16 protein-coding genes are annotated in these 19,427 nt (G+C 73.5%); 7 read left to right on the top strand and 9 right to left on the bottom strand.

Annotation, left to right across the window (positions count from 1 at the left end; genetic code table 11):
• Nucleotides 1-9: 9 nt before the first annotated feature.
• From ACFPL3_RS27625 to ACFPL3_RS27660, 8 genes are read right to left on the bottom strand one after another with little or no spacing between them, the layout of a single operon-like run.
• The gene (locus ACFPL3_RS27625) at nt 10-1,527 is read right to left on the bottom strand and encodes an MDR family MFS transporter (protein WP_379589720.1); all 1,518 of its coding nucleotides are present in this window, start codon (nt 1,525-1,527) and stop codon (nt 10-12) included.
• The gene (locus ACFPL3_RS27630) at nt 1,520-2,782 is read right to left on the bottom strand and encodes a 2-hydroxyacyl-CoA dehydratase family protein (RefSeq protein ID WP_343944158.1); all 1,263 of its coding nucleotides are present in this window, start codon (nt 2,780-2,782) and stop codon (nt 1,520-1,522) included. The genes ACFPL3_RS27625 and ACFPL3_RS27630 overlap by 8 nt, the downstream gene beginning before the upstream one ends.
• Nucleotides 2,779-3,915 (bottom strand): 2-hydroxyacyl-CoA dehydratase, encoded by a 1,137-nt coding sequence (locus ACFPL3_RS27635; protein ID WP_379589721.1) that lies wholly within the window; start codon nt 3,913-3,915, stop codon nt 2,779-2,781. Before ACFPL3_RS27635 ends, ACFPL3_RS27630 begins: the two co-directional genes overlap by 4 nt.
• Complete coding sequence (locus tag ACFPL3_RS27640; RefSeq protein WP_343937474.1) at nt 3,915-5,150, bottom strand: CaiB/BaiF CoA transferase family protein; 1,236 nt, start codon at nt 5,148-5,150, stop codon at nt 3,915-3,917. The genes ACFPL3_RS27635 and ACFPL3_RS27640 overlap by 1 nt, the downstream gene beginning before the upstream one ends.
• Complete coding sequence (locus tag ACFPL3_RS27645) at nt 5,147-6,292, bottom strand: CapA family protein (protein WP_343937476.1); 1,146 nt, start codon at nt 6,290-6,292, stop codon at nt 5,147-5,149. The genes ACFPL3_RS27640 and ACFPL3_RS27645 overlap by 4 nt, the downstream gene beginning before the upstream one ends.
• Nucleotides 6,289-7,122 carry an amino acid ABC transporter ATP-binding protein gene (locus ACFPL3_RS27650; protein ID WP_343937478.1) on the bottom strand — a complete coding sequence of 278 codons (834 nt, stop codon included), beginning with the start codon at nt 7,120-7,122 and terminating at the stop codon, nt 6,289-6,291. The genes ACFPL3_RS27645 and ACFPL3_RS27650 overlap by 4 nt, the downstream gene beginning before the upstream one ends.
• Nucleotides 7,119-8,039 (bottom strand): amino acid ABC transporter permease, encoded by a 921-nt coding sequence (locus ACFPL3_RS27655; protein ID WP_343937480.1) that lies wholly within the window; start codon nt 8,037-8,039, stop codon nt 7,119-7,121. Before ACFPL3_RS27655 ends, ACFPL3_RS27650 begins: the two co-directional genes overlap by 4 nt.
• A complete protein-coding gene (locus tag ACFPL3_RS27660) occupies nt 8,036-8,968 on the bottom strand; it encodes a transporter substrate-binding domain-containing protein (protein ID WP_343937483.1) in 933 nt (310 codons plus the stop codon). The genes ACFPL3_RS27655 and ACFPL3_RS27660 overlap by 4 nt, the downstream gene beginning before the upstream one ends.
• Nucleotides 8,969-9,151: 183 nt before the next feature.
• Here ACFPL3_RS27660 and ACFPL3_RS27665 point away from each other — a divergent pair, with 183 nt between their 5' ends.
• The 3 genes from ACFPL3_RS27665 to ACFPL3_RS27675 all read left to right on the top strand — a co-directional run bounded on the left by ACFPL3_RS27665 (nt 9,152) and on the right by ACFPL3_RS27675 (nt 12,252).
• Complete coding sequence (locus ACFPL3_RS27665) at nt 9,152-10,180, top strand: PaaX family transcriptional regulator (RefSeq protein WP_343937486.1); 1,029 nt, start codon at nt 9,152-9,154, stop codon at nt 10,178-10,180.
• A gap of 68 nt (nt 10,181-10,248) precedes the next feature.
• On the top strand, nt 10,249-11,145 hold the full coding sequence (locus tag ACFPL3_RS27670; RefSeq protein WP_343937488.1) for an SDR family oxidoreductase: 897 nt from the start codon (nt 10,249-10,251) through the stop codon (nt 11,143-11,145).
• A gap of 105 nt (nt 11,146-11,250) precedes the next feature.
• Nucleotides 11,251-12,252, top strand: a complete 1,002-nt coding sequence (locus ACFPL3_RS27675; RefSeq protein WP_343937490.1) for a LacI family DNA-binding transcriptional regulator — start codon at nt 11,251-11,253, stop codon at nt 12,250-12,252.
• Nucleotides 12,253-12,271: 19 nt separating this feature from the next.
• Here the strand turns inward: ACFPL3_RS27675 and ACFPL3_RS27680 are convergent, their stop codons facing one another.
• Nucleotides 12,272-13,813, bottom strand: coding sequence for an alpha-N-arabinofuranosidase (locus ACFPL3_RS27680; protein ID WP_343937492.1), 1,542 nt, complete (start codon nt 13,811-13,813; stop codon nt 12,272-12,274).
• A 150-nt stretch (nt 13,814-13,963) separates the two neighbouring features.
• Between ACFPL3_RS27680 and ACFPL3_RS27685 the strand changes: the two genes are divergently transcribed.
• Genes ACFPL3_RS27685 through ACFPL3_RS27700 form a run of 4 tightly spaced genes read left to right on the top strand, consistent with a single transcriptional unit; the run spans nt 13,964 to nt 19,405 of the window.
• Nucleotides 13,964-15,241, top strand: coding sequence for an ABC transporter substrate-binding protein (locus ACFPL3_RS27685; protein WP_343937494.1), 1,278 nt, complete (start codon nt 13,964-13,966; stop codon nt 15,239-15,241).
• Between the two features lie 11 nt (nt 15,242-15,252).
• The gene (locus ACFPL3_RS27690; RefSeq protein ID WP_343937496.1) at nt 15,253-16,203 is read left to right on the top strand and encodes a carbohydrate ABC transporter permease; all 951 of its coding nucleotides are present in this window, start codon (nt 15,253-15,255) and stop codon (nt 16,201-16,203) included.
• Nucleotides 16,200-17,132 (top strand): carbohydrate ABC transporter permease, encoded by a 933-nt coding sequence (locus tag ACFPL3_RS27695; protein ID WP_343937498.1) that lies wholly within the window; start codon nt 16,200-16,202, stop codon nt 17,130-17,132. Before ACFPL3_RS27690 ends, ACFPL3_RS27695 begins: the two co-directional genes overlap by 4 nt.
• Nucleotides 17,129-19,405: a glycosyl hydrolase family 95 catalytic domain-containing protein gene (locus ACFPL3_RS27700; protein ID WP_379589722.1), complete on the top strand. Its 2,277-nt coding sequence runs from the start codon at nt 17,129-17,131 to the stop codon at nt 19,403-19,405. Before ACFPL3_RS27695 ends, ACFPL3_RS27700 begins: the two co-directional genes overlap by 4 nt.
• Nucleotides 19,406-19,427 lie beyond the last annotated feature (22 nt).

Below are 19,427 nucleotides of genomic sequence, written 5' to 3' on the forward strand. Positions count from 1 at the left end.
AGGGGAGCGTCAGCGGGTGCCGAGCGCGGACTCGCGGGTGAGCAGCACGGCGAGGAGTGCGAGCGCGGCGATCGGCACGCAGGCGAGGAAGACGGTGCGCAGGCCTGCGGTGTAGGAGGTGCGCACGGCATCGGCGAGGGGCGCGGGTAGCGCCGCGATCTCGGCGGGTGTGCCGAGCAGGCGGCGCAGCGCGCCGGCGTCGGCGGGCAGGCCGGCGGACGCGAGCGCCGCGGGCAGGTCGGACCGGAGCCGGGCGGCGATGAGGGCGCCGAACGCGGCCACGCCGAGGGCGCCGCCCAGCATGCGGGTGGAGGTGGCGGCCGAGCCGGCCACGCCGACGTCCTGCGCGTCGACGGAATCCTGCGCGATGAGCACGAGGACCTGCTGGGTCATACCGGTCCCGCTGCCGAGCACGGCCATCGCGGTGGCCAGCAGCAGCGGCGGGGTGGCCGGGTCCAGCCCGGCGAACAGCGCGGAGCCCGCCACGAGCAGCGCGCAGCCCGTCGCCGGGAAGACCTTCCAGCGCCCGGTGCGCACGATCGCGCGCCCGGTGAGGGCGGTCGTCACGATCATCGCGCCGACCAGCGGGAGCATGAGCAGCCCGGCGGCGGTGGGCCCGTGGCCGCGCACCACCTGCAGGTACTGGGGCAGGTAGATCACGGCGCCGAACATGACCGTGCCCATCAGCACGCTCGTGGCGCAGGCGAGGGCGAACGTGCGCACGCGCAGCAGGCGCGGGGGCAGCACCGGGTCGGCGGCCCCTCGGGCGCGGACGACCGCGGCCACGGCCAGCACGACGATCCCGGCGCCGAGGCCCAGGGTCCCCGCGCTCGCCCACGGCCAGGCCACGCCGCCCGCCGACAGCAGCAGCACCAGGCCGGCGACGGTCGCGGCGATCAGCACGGCGCCGAGGTGGTCGGCGGGCAGCGCCGGGCGCTCGGGCCGCCGGTGCGGGGCCCGCCGGACGAGCACGGCGGCCGCGGCGGCGACGGGCACGACGGCGAGGAAACACCAGCGCCAGCCCAGCCCGGGGGCTGCGACGAGCACGCCGCCGAAGAGCGGGCCCCCGACCGACGCCACCCCGAACGCGGCGCCGAACCAGGCCGTGTAGCGGCCCCGTTCACGCGCGGGCACGAGCACCGCGACGAGGGCGTTGACCAGCGCGAGGATGCCGCCCGCCCCGACGCCTTGCACCGCGCGTCCGGCGATGAGCCAGGCCATCCCGGGCGCGGTGCCGGCGACGAGCGACCCGGCGACGAACACCGCGATCGCCGCGAGGAGCAGCGGCCGCGGGCCGCGCCGGTCGGCCGCCTTGCCCCACACCGGGGTCGCGGCGGTCATCGTGAGCAGGGTGGCGCTGGCCACCCACGCCACCTGGTCCTGCCCGCCGAGGTCGCCCGCGATCGTCGGCAGCGCGATCCCGATGATCGTGTTGGTCACCGACGCGGTGAACAGCGCGCCGAGCGCGCCGACGAGGACGGAGGGCCGGATCGCGGTCTGCGCCGGCCCGCCGCGCGGTTCAGTCACGGGCGCCCGCCGCGCCGGGCAGGACCACGTCGTCGAGCCACTCCCGCACCTGCCGGTCCAGCGTGTCCGGCTCGGTGGTGCGCGCGTCGACGTTGTCGGCGTGCAGTTCGAGCACGGGGAAACCGGCCGCTTCGAGGCCGCGGGTGGTGAACCAGCTGCCCCGCGGGTCGTCGGACACGAGGTGCACGACGCCGTCCACACCGTGGTGGCGGGCCTCCTTCACGTACCACTCGACCGACCACGGCGGGGTGTAGAGCTGGTCGGAGAATGTGGCGAACCGCGCCGCGAGGGCGCGCAGCGGGTCGTCGCCGTAGCGCAGGTAACCGTCGGCGGCGATCGCGAGGTACATGGACCAGACGAACACCGCGCCGTGGCTGTCCTGGAAGCGCCGGTAGAAGTCCAGGTCGAACCACAGCCCGCGGCCCACCCACATCAGGCGGGCGCGCTCGTCGACGCCCACCCCGGTGCCGGCCTCGACGCGCTGCGCCACCTCGTCGTGGAACGCCTTGGCGGCCTCGACGCCCCACGCGGTGCCGCGGTGCCACTGCGGCACCATCACGCTCGGGATGCCGTCGGTGACCTCCAGCGGGCACGGCCGCGCCGCCGCGATCAGGTCGCGGGTGCGCCGATTCCACTCCTCCTGCTCGTTGACCAGCGCCATGACCTCGCGGAACCGGGTCTCGGAGAACACGAGCCCGGTGGTGGTCTCCAAGAACCGGATGAGCCCTTCCAGCTCCCCGACGAGCAGGTCGAGACGGTCGGAGCCGATGGCTTCCTCCCAGCGGTGCGGCATGAGCTCCCACCACTGCGCGGGCACGGCGTTCTCGGCGGCGCTCTCCAGCGCGTAGAACGTGGTGCCCGGCTGCTCGTCCCAGACGTCGAAGACCTTGCGGGAGGCGTCGCCGGTGGTCTCGCCGAGCACGATCGTCGGCTGGGGGAGCCCGCCCCACGGCGCCGTCTCCGGGTCGGGGTCGAGCACGCCGGCGAGCGGAAGCGCGTTGTACTGCTCGCTGTCGTCGGGGTAGCCGTGTGCGCGGACCCGGCGCAGGTGGTCCTGGCCCAGCCGCTTCGCGGTGATGATCGAGGCCCACCACTGGTTCACGACGTACGGGATGCCCATCGCCCGGAAGATCTCCTGCGGGGCGTCGGCGTTCACGAGCGCGAGCGGGGCCCCCGCTTCGACCTGCGCGCGCAGGTCCTCGAACCACTGCCGCTGGTGGCGGGTGGCGCGGCGAGCGCTCTCGAGGCGGGTCACGCCGCCACCCCCGGCGCGCGCAGCGCGGCGAGCGCGTCGAGGTCGACGCGGCCGTAGGGCTGGCGGTCGACGAGCGCGGCCGGCAGGCCGGTGGCGGCCCGCTGGGCGGGGAAGTCCCAGCGTGGGGCGTCGTCGTGGACGCGGACGTAGGACACGAGCGCCTCGGCGCCGCACGCGGTGGCGGCGGCCGCGGTGTGCGCGGCCCGCTGCCGGATGGACGCCGCGGCGGCGGCCGGCCCGCCCAGCTGGTACCGCTCGGCGAGCGCGAGCTCGAGCAGCGCCGGGTCGGCGGGCGGGTCGACGAGGCGGTGGTGCAGCAGGTCGCCCCAGTCGTGGTCCTCGCCGACGACGAGCAGCCCGGCCTCCTCCAGCGCCGCGTAGACGCCGGGGTGGTCGTGGCTGCTGCCGGTGAGGAACACGCGCGTCCCGCCCGCCTCGGGCAGCCGGTCGGCCTCGGCGAGCAGCGACTCGAGCAGCGCGGCCGCGCGGTCCGGCGGCAGCGCGGTGGTGGCGGCGACCACGGCGAGTGCCTGGGTGCCGGTGAGCCGGGCGGGCCGGCGGCGCCGCAGGTCCGCGACGCGGCCGAGCAGCGCGCGCACCCGGTCGTGCGCGGCCGTGGCCGCCGCGAGGTCGGCGTCGGTGACGGTGCGGCCGCTCCAGCGCTCGACCTGCGCGCGCAGCTGCCGGATCTTCGCCAGCACGTAGCGCGTGGTGGTGCGGTGGGGCAGGTGCAGCACGTCGACCAGCTGCACCGGGGGCAGCCCGATCCCCGGCTCGATGCGGTGCAGCTCGCGCACGGCGTAGAACAGCCGCAGCGAGGCCTCGCAGTCGTGCGAGACCACCAGGGCGTCCAGCGGTCCGTAGGCGCCGTCGAGCAGCCGGGTGAGCACGGAGCGGGCCACCGGGTCGAGGCCCCGTCCCAGGTAGCGGTCGCCCGCCTCGGAGGGGGCGCCGGGGTCGCCGGTGAGCCGGACGGGCAGGAAGCCCGCGGCGGTGAGCACCTCCACCGGCACGTCGGCGCCGACGTATCCGGCCACCGGGCGCCCGGCGGCCGACCACTCCCGGGCCTCGGCCGTGCGGTCGGCGGCGAGCGCCGTGAGCTCGGCAAGCGCTGCCGTGTCGAGCGCTGCCATCAGATGACGGCCTGCTCGGCCAGCTCGGCCAGCGCCTCTGGGCTGTAGCCGAGCAGCTCCCGGTAGACGTGGTCGTTGTGCTCCCCGAGGCCGGGGGCCGGGCGGTCCAGCGTGGCGTGCGCGGCCGAGAACCGGATCGGCACGCCGGTGGCCACGATGTCGGTGATCGCGCCGAGCCGCGGGTGGACCAGCGGCACGACCTCCTCGCGCTCCTGCACGAGCGGGTCGCGGAACGCCTCGGCCGCCTCCCGGACCGGCGCGGCCGGCACGCCCTCGGCGGTGAACGCGGCCACGACCTGCTCGACCGTGCGCTCCCGGCACCACTCCCCGATGAGGCCGTGCAGCTCGTCGGCGTGGCGCACGCGGGCGTCGCGGTGGCGGAAGCGGTCGTCGTCGGCCAGCTCGGGGCGGCCCATCGCGCGGAACACGCCCCCGGCGAACGCGTCGGTCGGGGCGCAGAGGGCGACGTGCCCGTCGGCCGCCTCGAGGATCCCGAACGGGGCCAGCCGCGGCACCATCGAGCCGGTGCGCTGGGGGAACCCGACAGCCTCCAGCGCGTCGAACGGCTCGCAGGCCATGAGCGAGGTGAGCGCGCCGAGCATCGAGACGTCGACGTGCTGGCCCTCGCCGGTCTGCTCGGCCTGCAGCAGCGCGGACACCGTGCCGATCACCGCGAACAGCGGGGCGAGCAGGTCGCCGATCGGCAGGCCGAACCGCACCGGGCCCTCGCCGGGCTCGCCCGCGGTCATCATCACCCCGGACAGCGCCTGCACGATGGAGTCCATCGCCTTGCCCGAGCCCGGCCCGCCCTGGGCGCCGAACCCGCTGATCGAGGTGTAGACGATCCGCGGGTTGATCTCGCGCACCGCGGCGTAGTCGATGCCGAGGCGCTGCGTGACGCCGGGGGAGTAGTTCTCGACCACGACGTCGGCGTCGCGGACGAGGTCGGCGAACACCGCCCGGGCCCGCGGTTCCTTGAGGTTGAGCGTCACGCTCATCTTGCCGCGCCCGCGCACCAGCATCGACAGGCTCATGTCGTCGTCGTGGGTGCGGTCGAGCCGCAGCCCGCCCGGCCCGTAGTAGGGGGAGTTCGTGCGCGCCACGTCCCCGCCCTCGGGCTTCTCCACCTTGATGACCGTGGCGCCCAGACCGGCGAGCAGGAGGGTGGCGTAGGGGCCGGCCAGCGCGGTGGTCAGGTCGATCACGGTGCGGCCGGCGAGGGGCTGGTCGGTCATGCGAACTCCTTCGTGGGGCCGGCCCCGGTGATGAGGACCTCGGCGCCGCGTCGGACGAACTCGCCGTTCAGCCCGGCGGTGCGGGTGATCTGCTCGACGTAGTCCGCGACGCGCGCGTTCTCCGGGCCCTCGGGCAGCGGGACGGGCCGGCCCGCGTCGTCGATCCAGCAGGGTGCGAAACCGGCCTCGACGAGGCCGTCCGCGTCGAACCGGCAGATCGCGACGACGGTGTTGCGGCTCTCCGGGTGGAACGGGTAGTAGGGCATGGCGGGGTCGGGGGCGAAGCCGTAGAGCTCCTTGCGGCGCTGCGCCCACGCCGCGCGTTCCGGGCTGTCGGCGCCCTCGCCCGGGGTGAGGGCGCGGGTGACGGTGGCGAAGTTGCCCAGGCCGTGGAAGATCGGGCGTCCCCGGTGCACCTCGATGCCGCGCATGATGTGCGCGTGGTGGCCGAAGACGGCGTCGGCACCCGCGTCGATCGCCGCACGCGCCACCGGCTTCTCGTACATGGCGACGGCGGCGGGCGTGTGGCCCACGCCCTTGTGCAGCGACACGAGCACGACGTCGGTGCGGGCGCGCAGCTCCTCGATGTCGGCAGCCATCGCGTCGAGCGAGTCCGGGTCGGCGAACGTGTAGATCTTGGGCGGGCTGCCGGGGGCGGCGACGTCGAGCTCGTAGTGGCTCAGCACGTGCACGTAGGCGCAGCCCGGCTTGCGGGAGGTGGCCCACGACTCGCGTGGGCCCACGCAGTTGTAGGACAGCACGCCGATCCGCAGCCCCCCGCGCTCGACCACGGCGGGCGTGCGCGCCTGCGTGAGGTCGGCCCCCGCGCCGGCGGTCGCGAGCCCGGCCGCCTGCGAGTGCGCCACCGTGTCGAGGACGCCGACGGGGCCGAGGTCGGCGATGTGGTTGCCGGCCAGCGTGACGACGTCGAAGCCGGCCTCGGCGATCGCGGGGAGCGCCGCGGGGTCGGCGGGGGGCGCGGGGACGTCGGTGCTGGCCTCCGTGGTCGCCGTGGTGTGCGGGACCTCGACGTGCCCGATCGCCACGTCCGCGGCGCGCAGCAGCGGGGCGGCCGGCGCGAGGAAGCCGGCCGGGTCCGGCTCGTCGAGGATCAGGTCCCCCACCGAGGCGATGGTGATCATGGTTCGTTCCTCCCGGAGGCGGTGTGGCGGGACAGGAAGGCGCGCAACCGCGGGCTGCGGGGGTTGCCGAAGAACTCCTCCGGTGGGCCGGTCTCGACGACCCGGCCGGCGTCCATGAACACGCAGCGGTCGGCGACCTCGCGGGCGAACGCCATCTCGTGGGTGACCACGACCATCGTCAGGCCGTCGGCGGCGAGGCCGCGCAGCACGGCGAGGACCTCGTCCACGAGCTCGGGGTCCAGGGCGCTCGTCGGCTCGTCGAAGAGCATGACGCGCGGGCGGGTGGCGAGCGCGCGGGCGATCGCGACGCGCTGCTGCTGCCCGCCGGAGAGCTGGCGCGGGTAGTGGTGGGCCCGGTCGCGCAGCCCGACGCGGTCGAGCAGCTGGATGGCCTCGGCCTCGGCCTCCGCGCGGCCGCGCCCGTGCACCCGCACCGGGGCCTCGGTGACGTTGCGCAGAGCGGTGAAGTGCGGGAAGAGGTGGAACTGCTGGAAGACCATGCCGATGCGGCGCCGCTGGGCGGCCGCGGCGCGCTCGGTGAGCGGGCGCAGCCGGCCGCGGTGGTGCTCGTGGCCGAGCAGCTGGCCGTCGAGGTACATGGCGCCCGCGTCGATGCTCTCGAGCTGGTGCACGCACCGCACGAGCGTGGACTTGCCCGACCCGGACGGGCCGACGACCACGACGACCTCGCCCTCGGCGACGTCGAGGCTCACGCCGTCGAGCGCCGCGTGGCCGCCGAAGACCTTGCGGATCTCGTGCAGCCGCACGACCGGCACGGAGTCGGTGGTGGCGCCCTCCGGGGCGCGGGTGGCCAGCACGTCGCCGGTCATCGGGCGGCCTCCTCGCCGGTCGTCGCCTGCGCGGGGGCCACGTGCCGTTCGTGGCCGCGGGCGAAGCGCCGCTCCAGCCGCCGCTGCCCGGCGGTGAGGAGGGTGACGAGCACCAGGTACCAGACGCAGGCGACCAGCAGCAGCGGCACGATCTGGTAGGTGCGGTTGTAGATCACCTGCACGGCGTGCAGCAGGTCGGACATGGCGATGACGCTCACGAGCGCGGTGCCCTTGAGGACGCTGATGAACTGGCTGCCGCTCGGCGGGATGATCGTGCGCATCGCCTGGGGCAGGACGATGCGGAAGAACGTCTGCACGGGCGTGAAGCCCATCGCCCGTGCCGCCTCGCGCTGGCCGAGGTCCACACCGAGCACCCCGGCCCGGATGATCTCGGCCATGTAGGCCGACTCCACCAGCGAGAGCCCGACGACGGCCGCGGTGAACGGCGTGATCACGTCGTTGGCGTCCCACGAGGTCAGCGACGGGCCGAACGGGATGCCGATGGAGATGCGGGGCAGCAGGTAGGCGAGGTTGAACCAGAAGATGAGCTGGACGAGCGGGGGGATCCCGCGGAACACCCCGAGGTAGAGGGTGGCCGCCCAGCGCAGCGGCGCGAAGTCCGACAGCTGGGCCGCCGCGACGAGCCCGCCCGCCACCGAGCCGATCACGATCGCGAGCACGGCGAGCAGGACCGTGGTGCCGACGCCGGCCAGGACGCTCGGGTCGAACAGGTACTGCGCGACGACGTCCCACTCGAACCGCCGGTTGCCCACGAGGAACACCAGCAGCTGGGCGGCCACCACCGCGAGGACGGCGCCGATGACCCACCGCCACGGTTGGAACCGGCGGCCCGAGCCCGCGACGTCGTCGAGCTCGGCCGGTGCCGGTGTCGCCGGCGCTGTGGTCGCGGGCGTCACCGCGCCCCCTCGGCCGTGCCGGCGTTGAACACCGGCTCGGGGACCGTGACGTCGGTCAGGTCCCACCGCTGCATGATCTCGGTGTAGGTGCCGTCGGCGAACAGCTCGCGGAACGCGTCGAGGATCACCGGTCCGAGCTCGCCGTCCTTGGGCACGAACAGTGCGAGGTTGTCGGTGGTGGCGCCCTGTTCCTCGGTCTGCGTGACGTAGGTGAACTTGTCCGGCTGCTGCGTGGTGACGTCGATGGCCGCTGCCTGCGTCATGCCCGCCGCGTCGACGCGGCCGGACTCGGCGGCCAGCAGGGTCTCGTTGGTGTCGGCCAGCGCGATCGGCTCGGCGGCCGGCCTGCCGATCGTGGCGCAGTACTCCGACAGCTTGCGCAACTGCTCCTCGGTGATGCTCCCGGTGGTCACCGCGACCCGCTTCCCGCAGAGGTCTTCGGGCGCCCCGATCGCGGCGGTCGAACTCCTGGGCACGATGTAGGAGGAGCGCGTGGTCATCCACGTGACCGTGTCGAACTGCTGCTCGCGCTCGGCCGTGGCCTTGACCGGGCCGTTGAAGGCGTCGTAGCGCCCGGCGAGCATCCCCTGCAGGGCGGCGGGCAGCCCGTCGACCACCGTCGTCTCGGTCCGGACCCCGAGCACCCGGCCGAGGGCGTCCTGGAAGTCCTTGTCGATCCCGGTGACCGTGCCGTCCGAGTTGACGGTGCGGTAGGGCGGGTGCGAGTCGCCCGCGAAGCGGATGACCCCCGCCTCCCGGATCTCCTCGGGGAGCGCGGCGTACAGCTCGGGGACGGCTCCCTCGGGCGGTTCGGAGCTCGGTGCCGAGGCCGGTTCACCGCCACACGCTGCGAGAGCGAGCAGCGGGGCGAGCGCAGCGGCGGCGAGACCGCGCCGCAGGCGGCGGGTGGCGCGGACGGGGTGGCGCATTGCGGTTCTCCCTGCATTGGGTCTGACCGGGCCGGCGCAGATCAACTGTCGCGAGCGGAGACGAGCGTCGGCTAAAGTGTCGCCAATGTCAACCGCCTCCTGCGGCGCCGCCGGTGCCGCCCGCTGCCCGGGAGCCCGTACGCTGGAACGCCGACCCGGGCCCCGGGTGGACGGACGACAGGGGTGACGACGATCGACTTCCCGCGCGCCCAGAGCGGCGCGGAGCCCCAGCTCCTGCTCACCTCGCTGCTCGGCGACTTCTGGTACTGGCGCGACGAGCACATCCCGTCCAGCGCGCTGGTCCGCCTGCTCGAGGAGTTCGGCATCACCGCCGACGGCGCCCGGGCCGCGATGCGGCGGCTGGCGGCGCGCGGCCTGCTGACCGTCGCCCGCAGCGGCCGCACCACCGCGTACGGCATCCCGCCGCGCACGTCGGAGGTCATCGTCGAGCGGACCCACCGCATGCTGACGTTCGGGGCGGCGGCGCCGGAGTGGGACGGCCACTGGACGGTGGTCGCGTTCTCCGTGCCCGAGCAGGACCGTGAGGTGCGGGCGGCGCTGCGCGTGCGGCTGCGGCTGCTGCGCTTCGCCGCGCTCTACGACGGGGTCTGGGTCTCCCCGCACGACACCGGCGCCGACGCCCGCGCGGTGCTCGACGAGCTCGGCGTCGGCACGGCCACCGTGCTGCGGTGCACCGAGGTGCCGGGCGGGTCGGAGGCGGGCAGCCCGCGGGCGGCGTTCGACCTGGAGCCGCTGGGCAAGGAGTACCGCGCCTTCGCCGAGCAGTACGAGCCGGTGCTGGCGGAGGTCGAGTCGGGGCGCATCGGCCCGGCCGACGCGCTGCGCCTGCGCACCCGGCTGCGCGTCGACTGGCGGCGCTTCCCCGAGACCGACCCGGACATGCCGGCCGAGCTGCTGCCGCCCGACTGGCCGCGCCGGCGTGCGCAGCAGGTCTTCGTGCAGATCTACGACCGGCTCGGGCCGCTCGCGGAGCTGCGGTTCCGCGAGGTCCTCGCCCGCACCCACCCGGAGCTGGCCGCGCTGGCCCGCCACCACGACTCGGCGACGGTGGCCGCGCTGTACGCGGAGCTCGGCGAGCGCAGGCCGCGTGGCGACACGCCGTTCGAGCGCGCCGCCGAGGCGCGCAGGCTGGCCGAGGCGGAGCCGCCGGCGCCCGCCCGGCGCCGGTCCTCCCGGCGGTCGCCGGGCTGATCGGGGGTTCGGCTGCCGCCTGCCGGGTATCGCGATGACCACGAGTGACCGTGGGACGGAGACGATCAGTGGGGCAGGACCAGTTCACCCAGCAGGACCCGACCGAGCAGCACGCCGCGCCGGGCAGCGGCGACCGCACCGTCGAGCACCCGGGCCGCGCGGGCGAGCTCGACGTGCAGCCGGACCACGGCGAGGAGAGCTACCGGGGCACCGGGCGGCTCGAGGGCAGGAAGACCGTGATCACGGGTGGCGACTCGGGGATCGGCCGTGCCGTGGCCATCGCGTTCGCCCGCGAGGGCGCCGACGTGCTCCTGTCCTACCTGGAGGCCGAGGAGGAGGACGCGCGCGAGACCGCGCGCCTCGTCGAGGAGGCCGGCCGCCGGGCCGTGACGGTGCCCGGTGACCTGCAGGACGAGGCGCAGTGCCGGGCCGTGGTCGACCGGGCGGTGCGGGAGTTCGGGCAGATCGACGTGCTGGTGAGCAACGCGGCGTACCAGATGTCGCAGGACGAGGGCATCCACGCGATCACCAGCGAGCAGTTCGACCGCGTGATGAAGACCAACGTCTACGCGATGTTCTGGCTCTGCAAGGCGGCCATCCCGCACATGCCGGAGGGCTCGACGATCATCACGACGTCCTCGGTGCAGGCGTTCAACCCGTCGCCGCACCTGCTCGACTACGCCACCTCCAAGGCCGCGATCGTCAACTTCACGAAGGGCCTGGGCAGCAACCTCACCGACAATGGCATCCGGGTCAACTCCGTGGCGCCCGGTCCCGTGTGGACGCCGCTGATCCCGGCGACCATGCCCGAGGAGAAGCTGGAGTCGTTCGGGAAGCAGTCGCCGCTGGGGCGGGCGGCCCAGCCCGCCGAGCTCGCGCCGATCTACGTCTTCCTCGCGTCGCAGGAGTCCAGCTACATCACCTCGGAGGTCGTCGGCGTCACCGGCGGCTCGCCGATCACCTGACCCGTCGCGCCGCCGCGCGGGGATCCGTAGTGTCGTGTGGTGCGGACAGCGGCGGGAAGGTGAAGGTTGGGCAAGGTCGAAGGCCGCCGGTGGAGCGGGGTCACGATGTCCGACGTCGCTCGGCGCGCCGGTGTGTCGCCCATGACCGTGTCCAACGTGATCAACGGCCGGGCGCAGCGGGTGAGCGAGCAGACCCGGCTGCGGGTGCTCGCCACGATCGACGAGCTCGGCTACCAGGTCAACATGACCGCCCGGAACCTGCGGATGGGCCGCACCGGTGCGGTCGGGCTCGCCGTGCCGGCCTTCGCGCCCGGCTACTACGCCCAGCTCGCCCAGCGGCTGGCCGACCGCTTCGACGCCCACGGGCTGCGGCTCGTGGTGGAGCGCACCGGGGCGAGCCGCGCCGCGGAGCTCGACGCGCTGGCCGCGCCCCGGTTGAGCAGCTACGACGGGTTCGTGCTCAGCGTCGTCGCGGGTGACGCGGCGGACCTGGAGAAGCTGAGCATCGACACGCCGGTGGTGCTCATCGGGGAGCGCGCCGTGCCCGCCCGGTTCGACCACGTGCTCATGGACAACGTCGGCGGCGCGCGGATGGCCACGGAGTTCCTGCTCCGCTCCGGCGCGCGCCGGATCGCGCTGCTCGGCGGCGCCGCCGGTGGCGCGGAGTCGATGCATGAGCTGCGGACGCAGGGCTACCAGGCCGCGCACGAGGCCGCGGGCGTCCCGGTGCGGGACGAGCTGGTCGTCGGCTGCGACTTCGGCGTCGAGGACGGCTACACCGCCACGCACGAGCTCGTCGTCCGCGGGATCGCCTTCGACGCGGTGTTCGCCCTCACCGACTCGGGCGCGATCGGGGCGCTGCGCGCGCTGGCCGAGACCGGGCGGAAGGTCCCGGACGACGTCCAGGTAGTTGGGTTCGACGACCTGGACGACGGCCGGTTCGTCGTGCCGGCGCTCACCACCGTCGAGCCCGGCAACGCGGAGATGGCCGACGCGATCTGCTCGTTGCTGGTGGAGCGGATCGCGTCGCGCCCCGACCAGGCCCCGGCCCGGGTCGTGATGCCCGAGCCGCGGCTCGTGGAACGGGAGACCACCCGCAGGCCGTGACCGGGTCGGGGGGCGCGGCTCAGGCCAGGTCGAGCTCCACGGTGGCGAACGAGTGCGGCGGGAGCACCGCCGTGAGCTCCGCGGCCCCGAACTTCCCCGCACCGAGGTCCACGGCGAACTCGGCGGGCGCAACGGCCTGCGGGTCGGCGACGGTGTTGTGGCTGGTCGCCGCGTCGGCCGTGAGGATCCGGCCGCGCGCCCCGGTGACCTCGTGGCCGCGCAGGTCCAGCCGCACGGTGGTGGCGGCGTCGAGCGCCAGGTTGCTGAGCGAGACGAGCGCCCGGCCGTCCTTCGTGCTCGCGGAGATCGAGAGCGGCTCCAGGTGGTCGTCGCCGACCGCCACGCGCTCGGGCCGTTCGAGCAGGTGGACGGGCAGGGTGGCGGCGTCCTGGTGCCCCTTGTTCATCTCGAAGACGTGGTAGGTCGGCGTGAGCACGAGCCCGTCGCCGTCCTCCTCGGTGAGGATCATCGCCTGCAGCACGTTGACGGTCTGGGCGATGTTCGCCATCCGCAGGCGGGCGGCGTGCTTGTGGAAGACGTCGAAGTGCAGGCTCGCCACCAGCGCGTCGCGCAGCGTGTTCTGCTGGTTCAGGAAGCGGGGGTTGGTGCCGGGCTCGGGCTCCCACCAGGTGCCCCACTCGTCGCAGACGAGCCCGACCCGCCGCTGCGGGTCGTAGGCGTCCATCACGGCGCTGTGCGCGGCGATCACGCGGTCGATGTCGGCCGCCTTCACCATCGTCCGGTAGTACTGCTCGTCGGTGAAGTCGGTGGCCGAGCCCTTGCCGAGCCCGTCGCCCGCGAACGAGTAGTAGTGGAACGAGATCGCCTGGAACGTGCCGCGGGGCCGGTTCGTGCAGCCCAGGCAGCTCACCGCCTTCATCAGCGCCTCGGTCCAGGCGAGGTCGTCGTCGGAGGCGCCCGCCGCGATCCGGTACAGCTGGTTGCCGCCGTGGTCGTGCAGGAACGTGGCGTAGCGGCTCGCGAGGTCGGCGTAGGTGTCGGGGCGCATGTTGCCGCCGCAGCCCCACGCCTCGTTCCCGATCCCCCAGAACGGCACCTTCCAGGGCTCCTCGCGGCCGTTGGCGCGGCGCAGCCGCACCATCGGCGAGTCGCCGTCGCGGGTGAGGTACTCGACCCACTCGCTCATCTCCCGGACCGTGCCGGACCCCACGTTGCCGTTGACGTAGGGGTCGGCGCCGAGGAGCTCGCACAGCGCCATGAACTCGTGCGTGCCGAAGTGGTTGTTCTCCTCGACGTCGCCCCACAGCGTGTTGACCATCCCGGGCCGCTCGTCCTTCGGCCCCACCCCGTCGCGCCAGTGGTAGGCGTCGGCGAAGCAGCCGCCCGGCCAGCGCAGGTTGGGCACGTCGAGCGCGCGCAGGGCCTCGACGACGTCGAGCCGGAGGCCGCCCTCGTTCGGGATGGGTGAGTCCTCGCCCACCCAGAAGCCGCCGTAGATGCAGCGGCCGAGGTGCTCGGCGAAGTGGCCGTAGAGGTGCTTGCTGATCGTCGCGCCCCGGACGTCGAGGTCGACGACGGCGCGCGCGGTGCTGGAGGGCATGGGCATCCTTCTCGGCGAAAGTTTCGGTCAGGGGGTGTCGAAACCCAGGGCTTTCCTCGGGAGGTTTCACGTTATACCGTGACCGCCGCCACGCGGAGCGCCCTTTGCGGCACCGTCGTGGTTCGAAACTTTCGAAGGGAGCACATCGCCGTGAAACTCCGCACCAGTCCACCGTTCGTGCTGCTCGCCGCGGTCGTGCTCGTCGTGGTGACCGCCTGCTCGCCGGGTTCGGCGTCCGGTGGTGGCGGCGGAGACCCGAAGGCCTTCGAGTTCTGGTCGATGTCCGGCATCGACCAGCAACGGTCCGTCGACCAGTACGTCGAGAAGCACCCCGACATCAAGGTGGGCCTCACCGAGGTCGGCAGCTCCCAGGAGACCGCGCAGGCGCTGACGACCGCGCTCGCCGGCGGGAAGGTACCCGACCTCGTCCTGATCCAGGGCGACGAGCTGCCCAAGTTCCTCGAACAGCCGCAGAACTTCCACGACCTGCGCGAGTTCGGCGCCGACGAGATCAAGGGCGACTACCTGGACTGGGTCATGGCGCAGGCCACCGCCGAGGGCGGCGAGATCATCGGGATCCCCACCGACGTCGGCGGCCTGGCGGTCGCCTACCGCACCGACCTGTTCGCCGCGGCCGGGTTGCCGACCGACCGGGACGAGGTGTCGGCGCTGTGGCCCACGTGGGACGACTTCATCGCGACCGGGCAGCGCTACGTCGCCGCCACCGGGAAGCCGTTCGTCGACAACGTGCCCACCAGCGTCTTCTACCAGGCCGTGAACCAGGTGTCGCAGAAGTACTACGACGACGCGGGCAACCCGATCTACGCCGACAACCCGGAGGTCAAGGAGGCCTTCGACATCGCGCTCCGCGCGATCGACGCGGGGATCTCGGCCAAATTCTCCTACGCGTCGGAGGGCTGGAACGCCGCCCTGCCCCGGGGTGACTACGCCGTCGTCTCGGCACCGTCGTGGATGCTGAACAGCTTCACGCGGATCGCGCCCGACACCGCGGGCAAGTGGGACATCGCCACGATCCCGGGCGGAGCGGGCAACTGGGGCGGCAGCTACCTCGCGATCCCGGCCCGGGCCGCGAACCCGGAGGCCGCGTGGAACTACATCAAGGAGATGCAGGCGCCGGAGCGGCAGCTGTCGCACTTCCTCGACGTCGGCACGCTGCCGACCACGCCGGCGGTCTACGACGACCCGCGGCTCGTCGAGGCGACCGAGCCGTTCTTCTCCGACGCGCCCATCGGGAAGATCTACACCCAGGCGGTGCTCGGGCTGCAGCCGTTCCACATGGGCCCGGACACGGGGACGATCGGCTCCGAGTTCCTCAACGCGCTCGTCGACGTCGAGCAGGCCGGCGGTGATCCCGCCACGGCATGGGACCGGGCGGTGGGCAACATCCGGACAGCCATCGGCCAATGACCACAACGCCTGTGACCACCACGTCGCCCCGCCGGCAGCTCCTGCCGCCGGCGGGGGCCGACCGGCGCCGGCGGCAGCTCCCGTTCGTGGAGGCGCTGACCCCGTACGCCTACATCGCGCCGTTCTTCGTGCTCTTCGCGATCTTCGGGCTGCTGCCGTTCCTGTTCACCTTCTACGTGGCGCTGTTCGACTGGAACCCGATCGGCGACCAGACCTTCATCGGGCTGGACAACTTCACCCGCATGCTGGCCGACCCGCGGTTCTGGAACGCCACGGGCAACACGCTCAGCGTCTGGCTGCTGTCGACGCTCCCGCAGCTGGCGCTGGCCCTGCTGCTGGCCCACGTGCTCAACCACGCACGGCTGCGGTTCGCGAACTTCTTCCGCATGGCGATGCTGGTGCCCTACATCACCTCGGTCGCAGCCACGGCGATCGTCTTCGCGCAGCTGTTCGACCGGAACTACGGGCTCCTCAACTGGCTGCTGGGCCTGGCCGGGATCGGGCCGATCGACTTCGTGCAGTCCACCTGGGGCAGCCACCTGCTGATCGCCATCATGGTCGCCTGGCGCTGGTTCGGCTACTCGACGCTGCTGTACCTCGCCTCGCTGCAGGCGGTGCCGCGCGACATCTACGAGGCGGCCTCGATCGACGGCGCGGGAGGGTGGAAGCAGTTCGTCCACATCACGATCCCGTCGCTGCGGCCGATCATCATCTTCACCGTCGTGACGTCGACGATCGGCGGGTTGCAGATCTTCACCGAACCGCTGCTGATCTCGCCGGGAAGCTTGACCTGCGGCCCCGTGCGCCAGTGCCAGACGCTGTCGCTGTTCCTCTACGAGCAGGGCTTCGGCCAGTACGAGTTCGGCTACGGCTCGGCGATCGGCGTCGCGCTGTTCGTGATGGTGATCGTGGCCGCACTCATCAACTACCTGCTGTCGAGCCGGATCAGGGCGGACCGATGACGATGGAGTCGACGACGAGCGGGACGGCGACGAGCGGGACGGCGACCGGCGCCTCGGTCGGCGAGGCGGTCACCGGGGCACCTCCGGGACGCGGTCGCCACCGGGGGCTTCTCGGCCGCGTCAGGTGGTGGAACTACCTGCTGCTGGCCGGTGCCACCTTCCTCTGCGTCTTCCCGCTCTACTGGATGTTCATCGTCGCGTCCACCGACACGGCGACGGCCACCCGGATGCCACCGGAGATCGTCCCCGGTGGGAACTTCTTCCAACTCGCCGGGCTCGTGTTCGACACGGTGCCGTTCCTGCAGTCGATCCTCAACAGCCTGTTCGTCGCCACCTCCATCGGCGTCGGGCACGCGGTGTTGTGCGCTCTCGCCGGGTTCGCGTTCGCGAAGCTGCGCTTCCGCGGCAACAACGTGCTGTTCCTGATCGTCGTGCTCACGATGACCGTGCCGACACAGCTCGCGGTCATCCCGCAGTACATGATCATCTCCTGGCTCGGCTGGGTCGACACCCTGCAGGCGCTGGTCGTGCCGGGACTCGCGAGCGCGTTCGGGATCTTCTGGATGCGCCAGCACATCTCGACCACGATCACCGACGAGCTGATCCAGGCGGCCCGGATCGACGGGGCGAGCACCTGGCAGATCTTCTGGCGGATCGCCTTCCCGATCGTTCGGCCCGCGGCGTTCGTGCTGGGCCTGTTCGGCTTCGTCAGCGCCTGGAACGACTTCCTCTGGCCGTTCATCGTGCTGAAGTCGCCGGAGCGGTTCACCGCGCAGATCGCGATCAAGGCCCTGCAGAACGAGCGGACGATCGACCTGGGCCTGGCCATGTCCGGTTCGTTCCTCGCGACGCTCCCGCTGCTCGTGCTGTTCGTGTTCGTCGGCCGCCGGATGGTGGCCGGGATCCTGGACGGGGCGTTCAAGGGGTGAGGCACGGCGTCCACGACACCGCACCCGCCGAGCGCTGGGAGGACGGGTTCCTCACCGGCAACGGCGAGTGCGGGCTGATCGTGTCCGGCGATCCGGCCGCCGAGCGGCTGATCGTCAACCACCACCGGTTCGTGCTGCCGAACGGGTCGCGGCAGCTGGCGCCACCGGCCGTGGCCGACCGGCTCGACGAGGTGCGCGATCTCGTCCTCGCGGGCGACCCGGTGGCGGCGCAGCGCCGGTTCTCCGACGGCAGGCGGCTGGCGTGGACCCAGCCGTTCCACCCCGGCTTCGCGATCGCGGTCGACCGCGCCAACCCGGCGCCGGCGCACGGGTACCGGCGGGACACCGACTTCCGCACCGGCGAGGTGAGCGCGCGCTGGACGGACGTCGCGGGGCGGTGGCGCAGCCGCGCCTTCGCCTCGCGGGCCGACCGGGTGCTGGTCTACGAGCTGGACGGGCCCTCGCTCGACCTGGAGGTGCGGCTCTCGGGCGACCTGCCGGGGCGGCCCGCCGACGTCGGGTACTCCGCGACGGCCGAGCCGGACGGTGCGCGGGAGGTGCTGCTCACCGTGCGGGGCACCTACCCGCCCGGGCTCGGGGCGTACGGGTTCACCGGCGTCACCCGGGTCGTGGCGGTGGAGGGACGGGTCCGGGTGGACGGCGACCGCGCGGTGGTGCGCGGCGCGTCCCGGCTCGTGCTGGTGACGGTGGTGGACCGGTCGGAGGGGCCGCCCGACGAGGGGGCCCTGCGGGACCGGCTGCGCGCGCTCCCCGCCGACCCCGCCCGGCTCCTCGACCGGCACACCGCCCTGCACCGGCCGCTGTACGAGCGCGTCGAGCTGGACCTCGGTGTCCCGCCCGCCGAGCGGGAGGCACCGGTGGGTGAGCTGCTCGCGGCGCAGCGCCGGGACCCGGCCCCGAGCCCGGCGCTGCTGGAGACGATGTTCCACGCGGGCCGCTACCTGCTGATCAGCTCCAGCGGCGTGCTGCCGCCGCGGCTCACCGGGCTGTGGCTGGGGGAGTGGGGCGCGGCGTGGTCGGGGGACTTCACCACCGACGCCAACCTGAACCTGCAGCTGGCCGGCGCCGCCACCGGTGCGCTCCCCGAGGTGCTGGACGCCCTGCGGGCACTGATCGCCGACCAGATCGACGACTGGCGGGAGAACGCCCGCGCCGTGTTCGGGACGCGCGGCGTGCTCGCGCCGAGCCGGACCGACGGCGAGCACGGCCGGCTGTTCCACCTCGACGCCGACTGGCCGTGGGCGATGTGGGTGGCGGGCGCGGACTGGCTCTTGGTCCCGCTCGTCGAGCACTGGCAGGTGAGCGGCGACGACGGGTTCCTGGCGGACCCGCTGGCGCCGTGGCTGGTGGAGGCCGCGATGTTCTTCGATGACTTCCTGGAGCGGGAGGACGAGCACGGCTCCCTGGTGTTCGTCCCCTCCTACTCGCCGGAAGTGGCGCCGGCCGCCCGCCCCGGGGCGGCCGCCGTCAACGCCACGATGGACATCGCGGCCGCCCGCCACGCCCTGTCGACCGCGATCGAGGCCTGCCGCAGGCTCGGCACGGAGGACGCAGCCGTCGCACGCTGGGAGACCCTGCTCAAGCAGCTCCCGCCCTACGTCCTGGACGACCGAGGTGCGCTGGCCGAGTGGGCGTGGCCGGGCCTGGAAACCCCGGACGACCACCGGCACATCAGCCACCTCTACCCGGTGTGGCCGCTGCACGAGATCACGCCGGACGGCACGCCCGAGTTGGCGGAGGCCGCCCGCCGCGCGCTCGTGCTGCGCGGCGACGAGAACCTCTCGGCGCACGGCAGCCTCCACCGCGCCCTGTGCGCGGCGCGGCTGCACGACGCGCCCCTCGTCGAGGAGAACCTAGCCAAGATCGTCGGCGGCGACATGGTCTTCCGCTCGTTGATGACCTCGCACAACCCGGGGCTGGACACCTACAACGCCGACGCGGCGCACGCGATCCCGGCGGTGGTGATCGAGGCGCTCGTCGGCTCCCGGCCCGGCGTGGTCGAGCTGCTCCCGGCGGTGCCTGCGCGGTGGGCCCACGGGCGGATCCGTGGTGTGCGCTGCCGCAACCGGGTCACCGTCGCCGAAATGGCGTGGGACCTCGAGCGGGCGAGCGCGCACGCCGTGCTGCGGTGCGACGTGGACGTGACGGTGTCGGTGCGCTGCCCGATCGCGCGCGGCCCGTTCCGCCGGGGCGAACGGGTGCCGGTGCCCGCCGGCGAGCCGGTGCGCGTCGAGTTCGCGCTGGAGATCTGAGACCGGCGCCGAAAGGTCAGAA

The sequence above is a fragment of the Pseudonocardia zijingensis genome (assembly GCF_042657305.1).
Taxonomy (GTDB): Bacteria; Actinomycetota; Actinomycetes; order Mycobacteriales; family Pseudonocardiaceae; genus Pseudonocardia; species Pseudonocardia zijingensis.

Bases quoted from the DNA above. Each gene is read 5' to 3' on its own strand.
- ACFPL3_RS27635 (WP_379589721.1), bottom strand. From the start codon at position 3,915: ATGGCAGCGCTCGACACGGCAGCGCTTGCCGAGCTCACGGCGCTCGCC.
- ACFPL3_RS27640 (WP_343937474.1), bottom strand. From the start codon at position 5,150: ATGACCGACCAGCCCCTCGCCGGCCGCACCGTGATCGACCTGACCACC.
- ACFPL3_RS27645 (WP_343937476.1), bottom strand. From the start codon at position 6,292: ATGATCACCATCGCCTCGGTGGGGGACCTGATCCTCGACGAGCCGGAC.
- ACFPL3_RS27650 (WP_343937478.1), bottom strand. From the start codon at position 7,122: ATGACCGGCGACGTGCTGGCCACCCGCGCCCCGGAGGGCGCCACCACC.
- ACFPL3_RS27660 (WP_343937483.1), bottom strand. From the start codon at position 8,968: ATGCGCCACCCCGTCCGCGCCACCCGCCGCCTGCGGCGCGGTCTCGCC.
- ACFPL3_RS27675 (WP_343937490.1), top strand. From the start codon at position 11,251: ATGTCCGACGTCGCTCGGCGCGCCGGTGTGTCGCCCATGACCGTGTCC.
- ACFPL3_RS27680 (WP_343937492.1), bottom strand. From the start codon at position 13,813: ATGCCCTCCAGCACCGCGCGCGCCGTCGTCGACCTCGACGTCCGGGGC.
- ACFPL3_RS27695 (WP_343937498.1), top strand. From the start codon at position 16,200: ATGACGATGGAGTCGACGACGAGCGGGACGGCGACGAGCGGGACGGCG.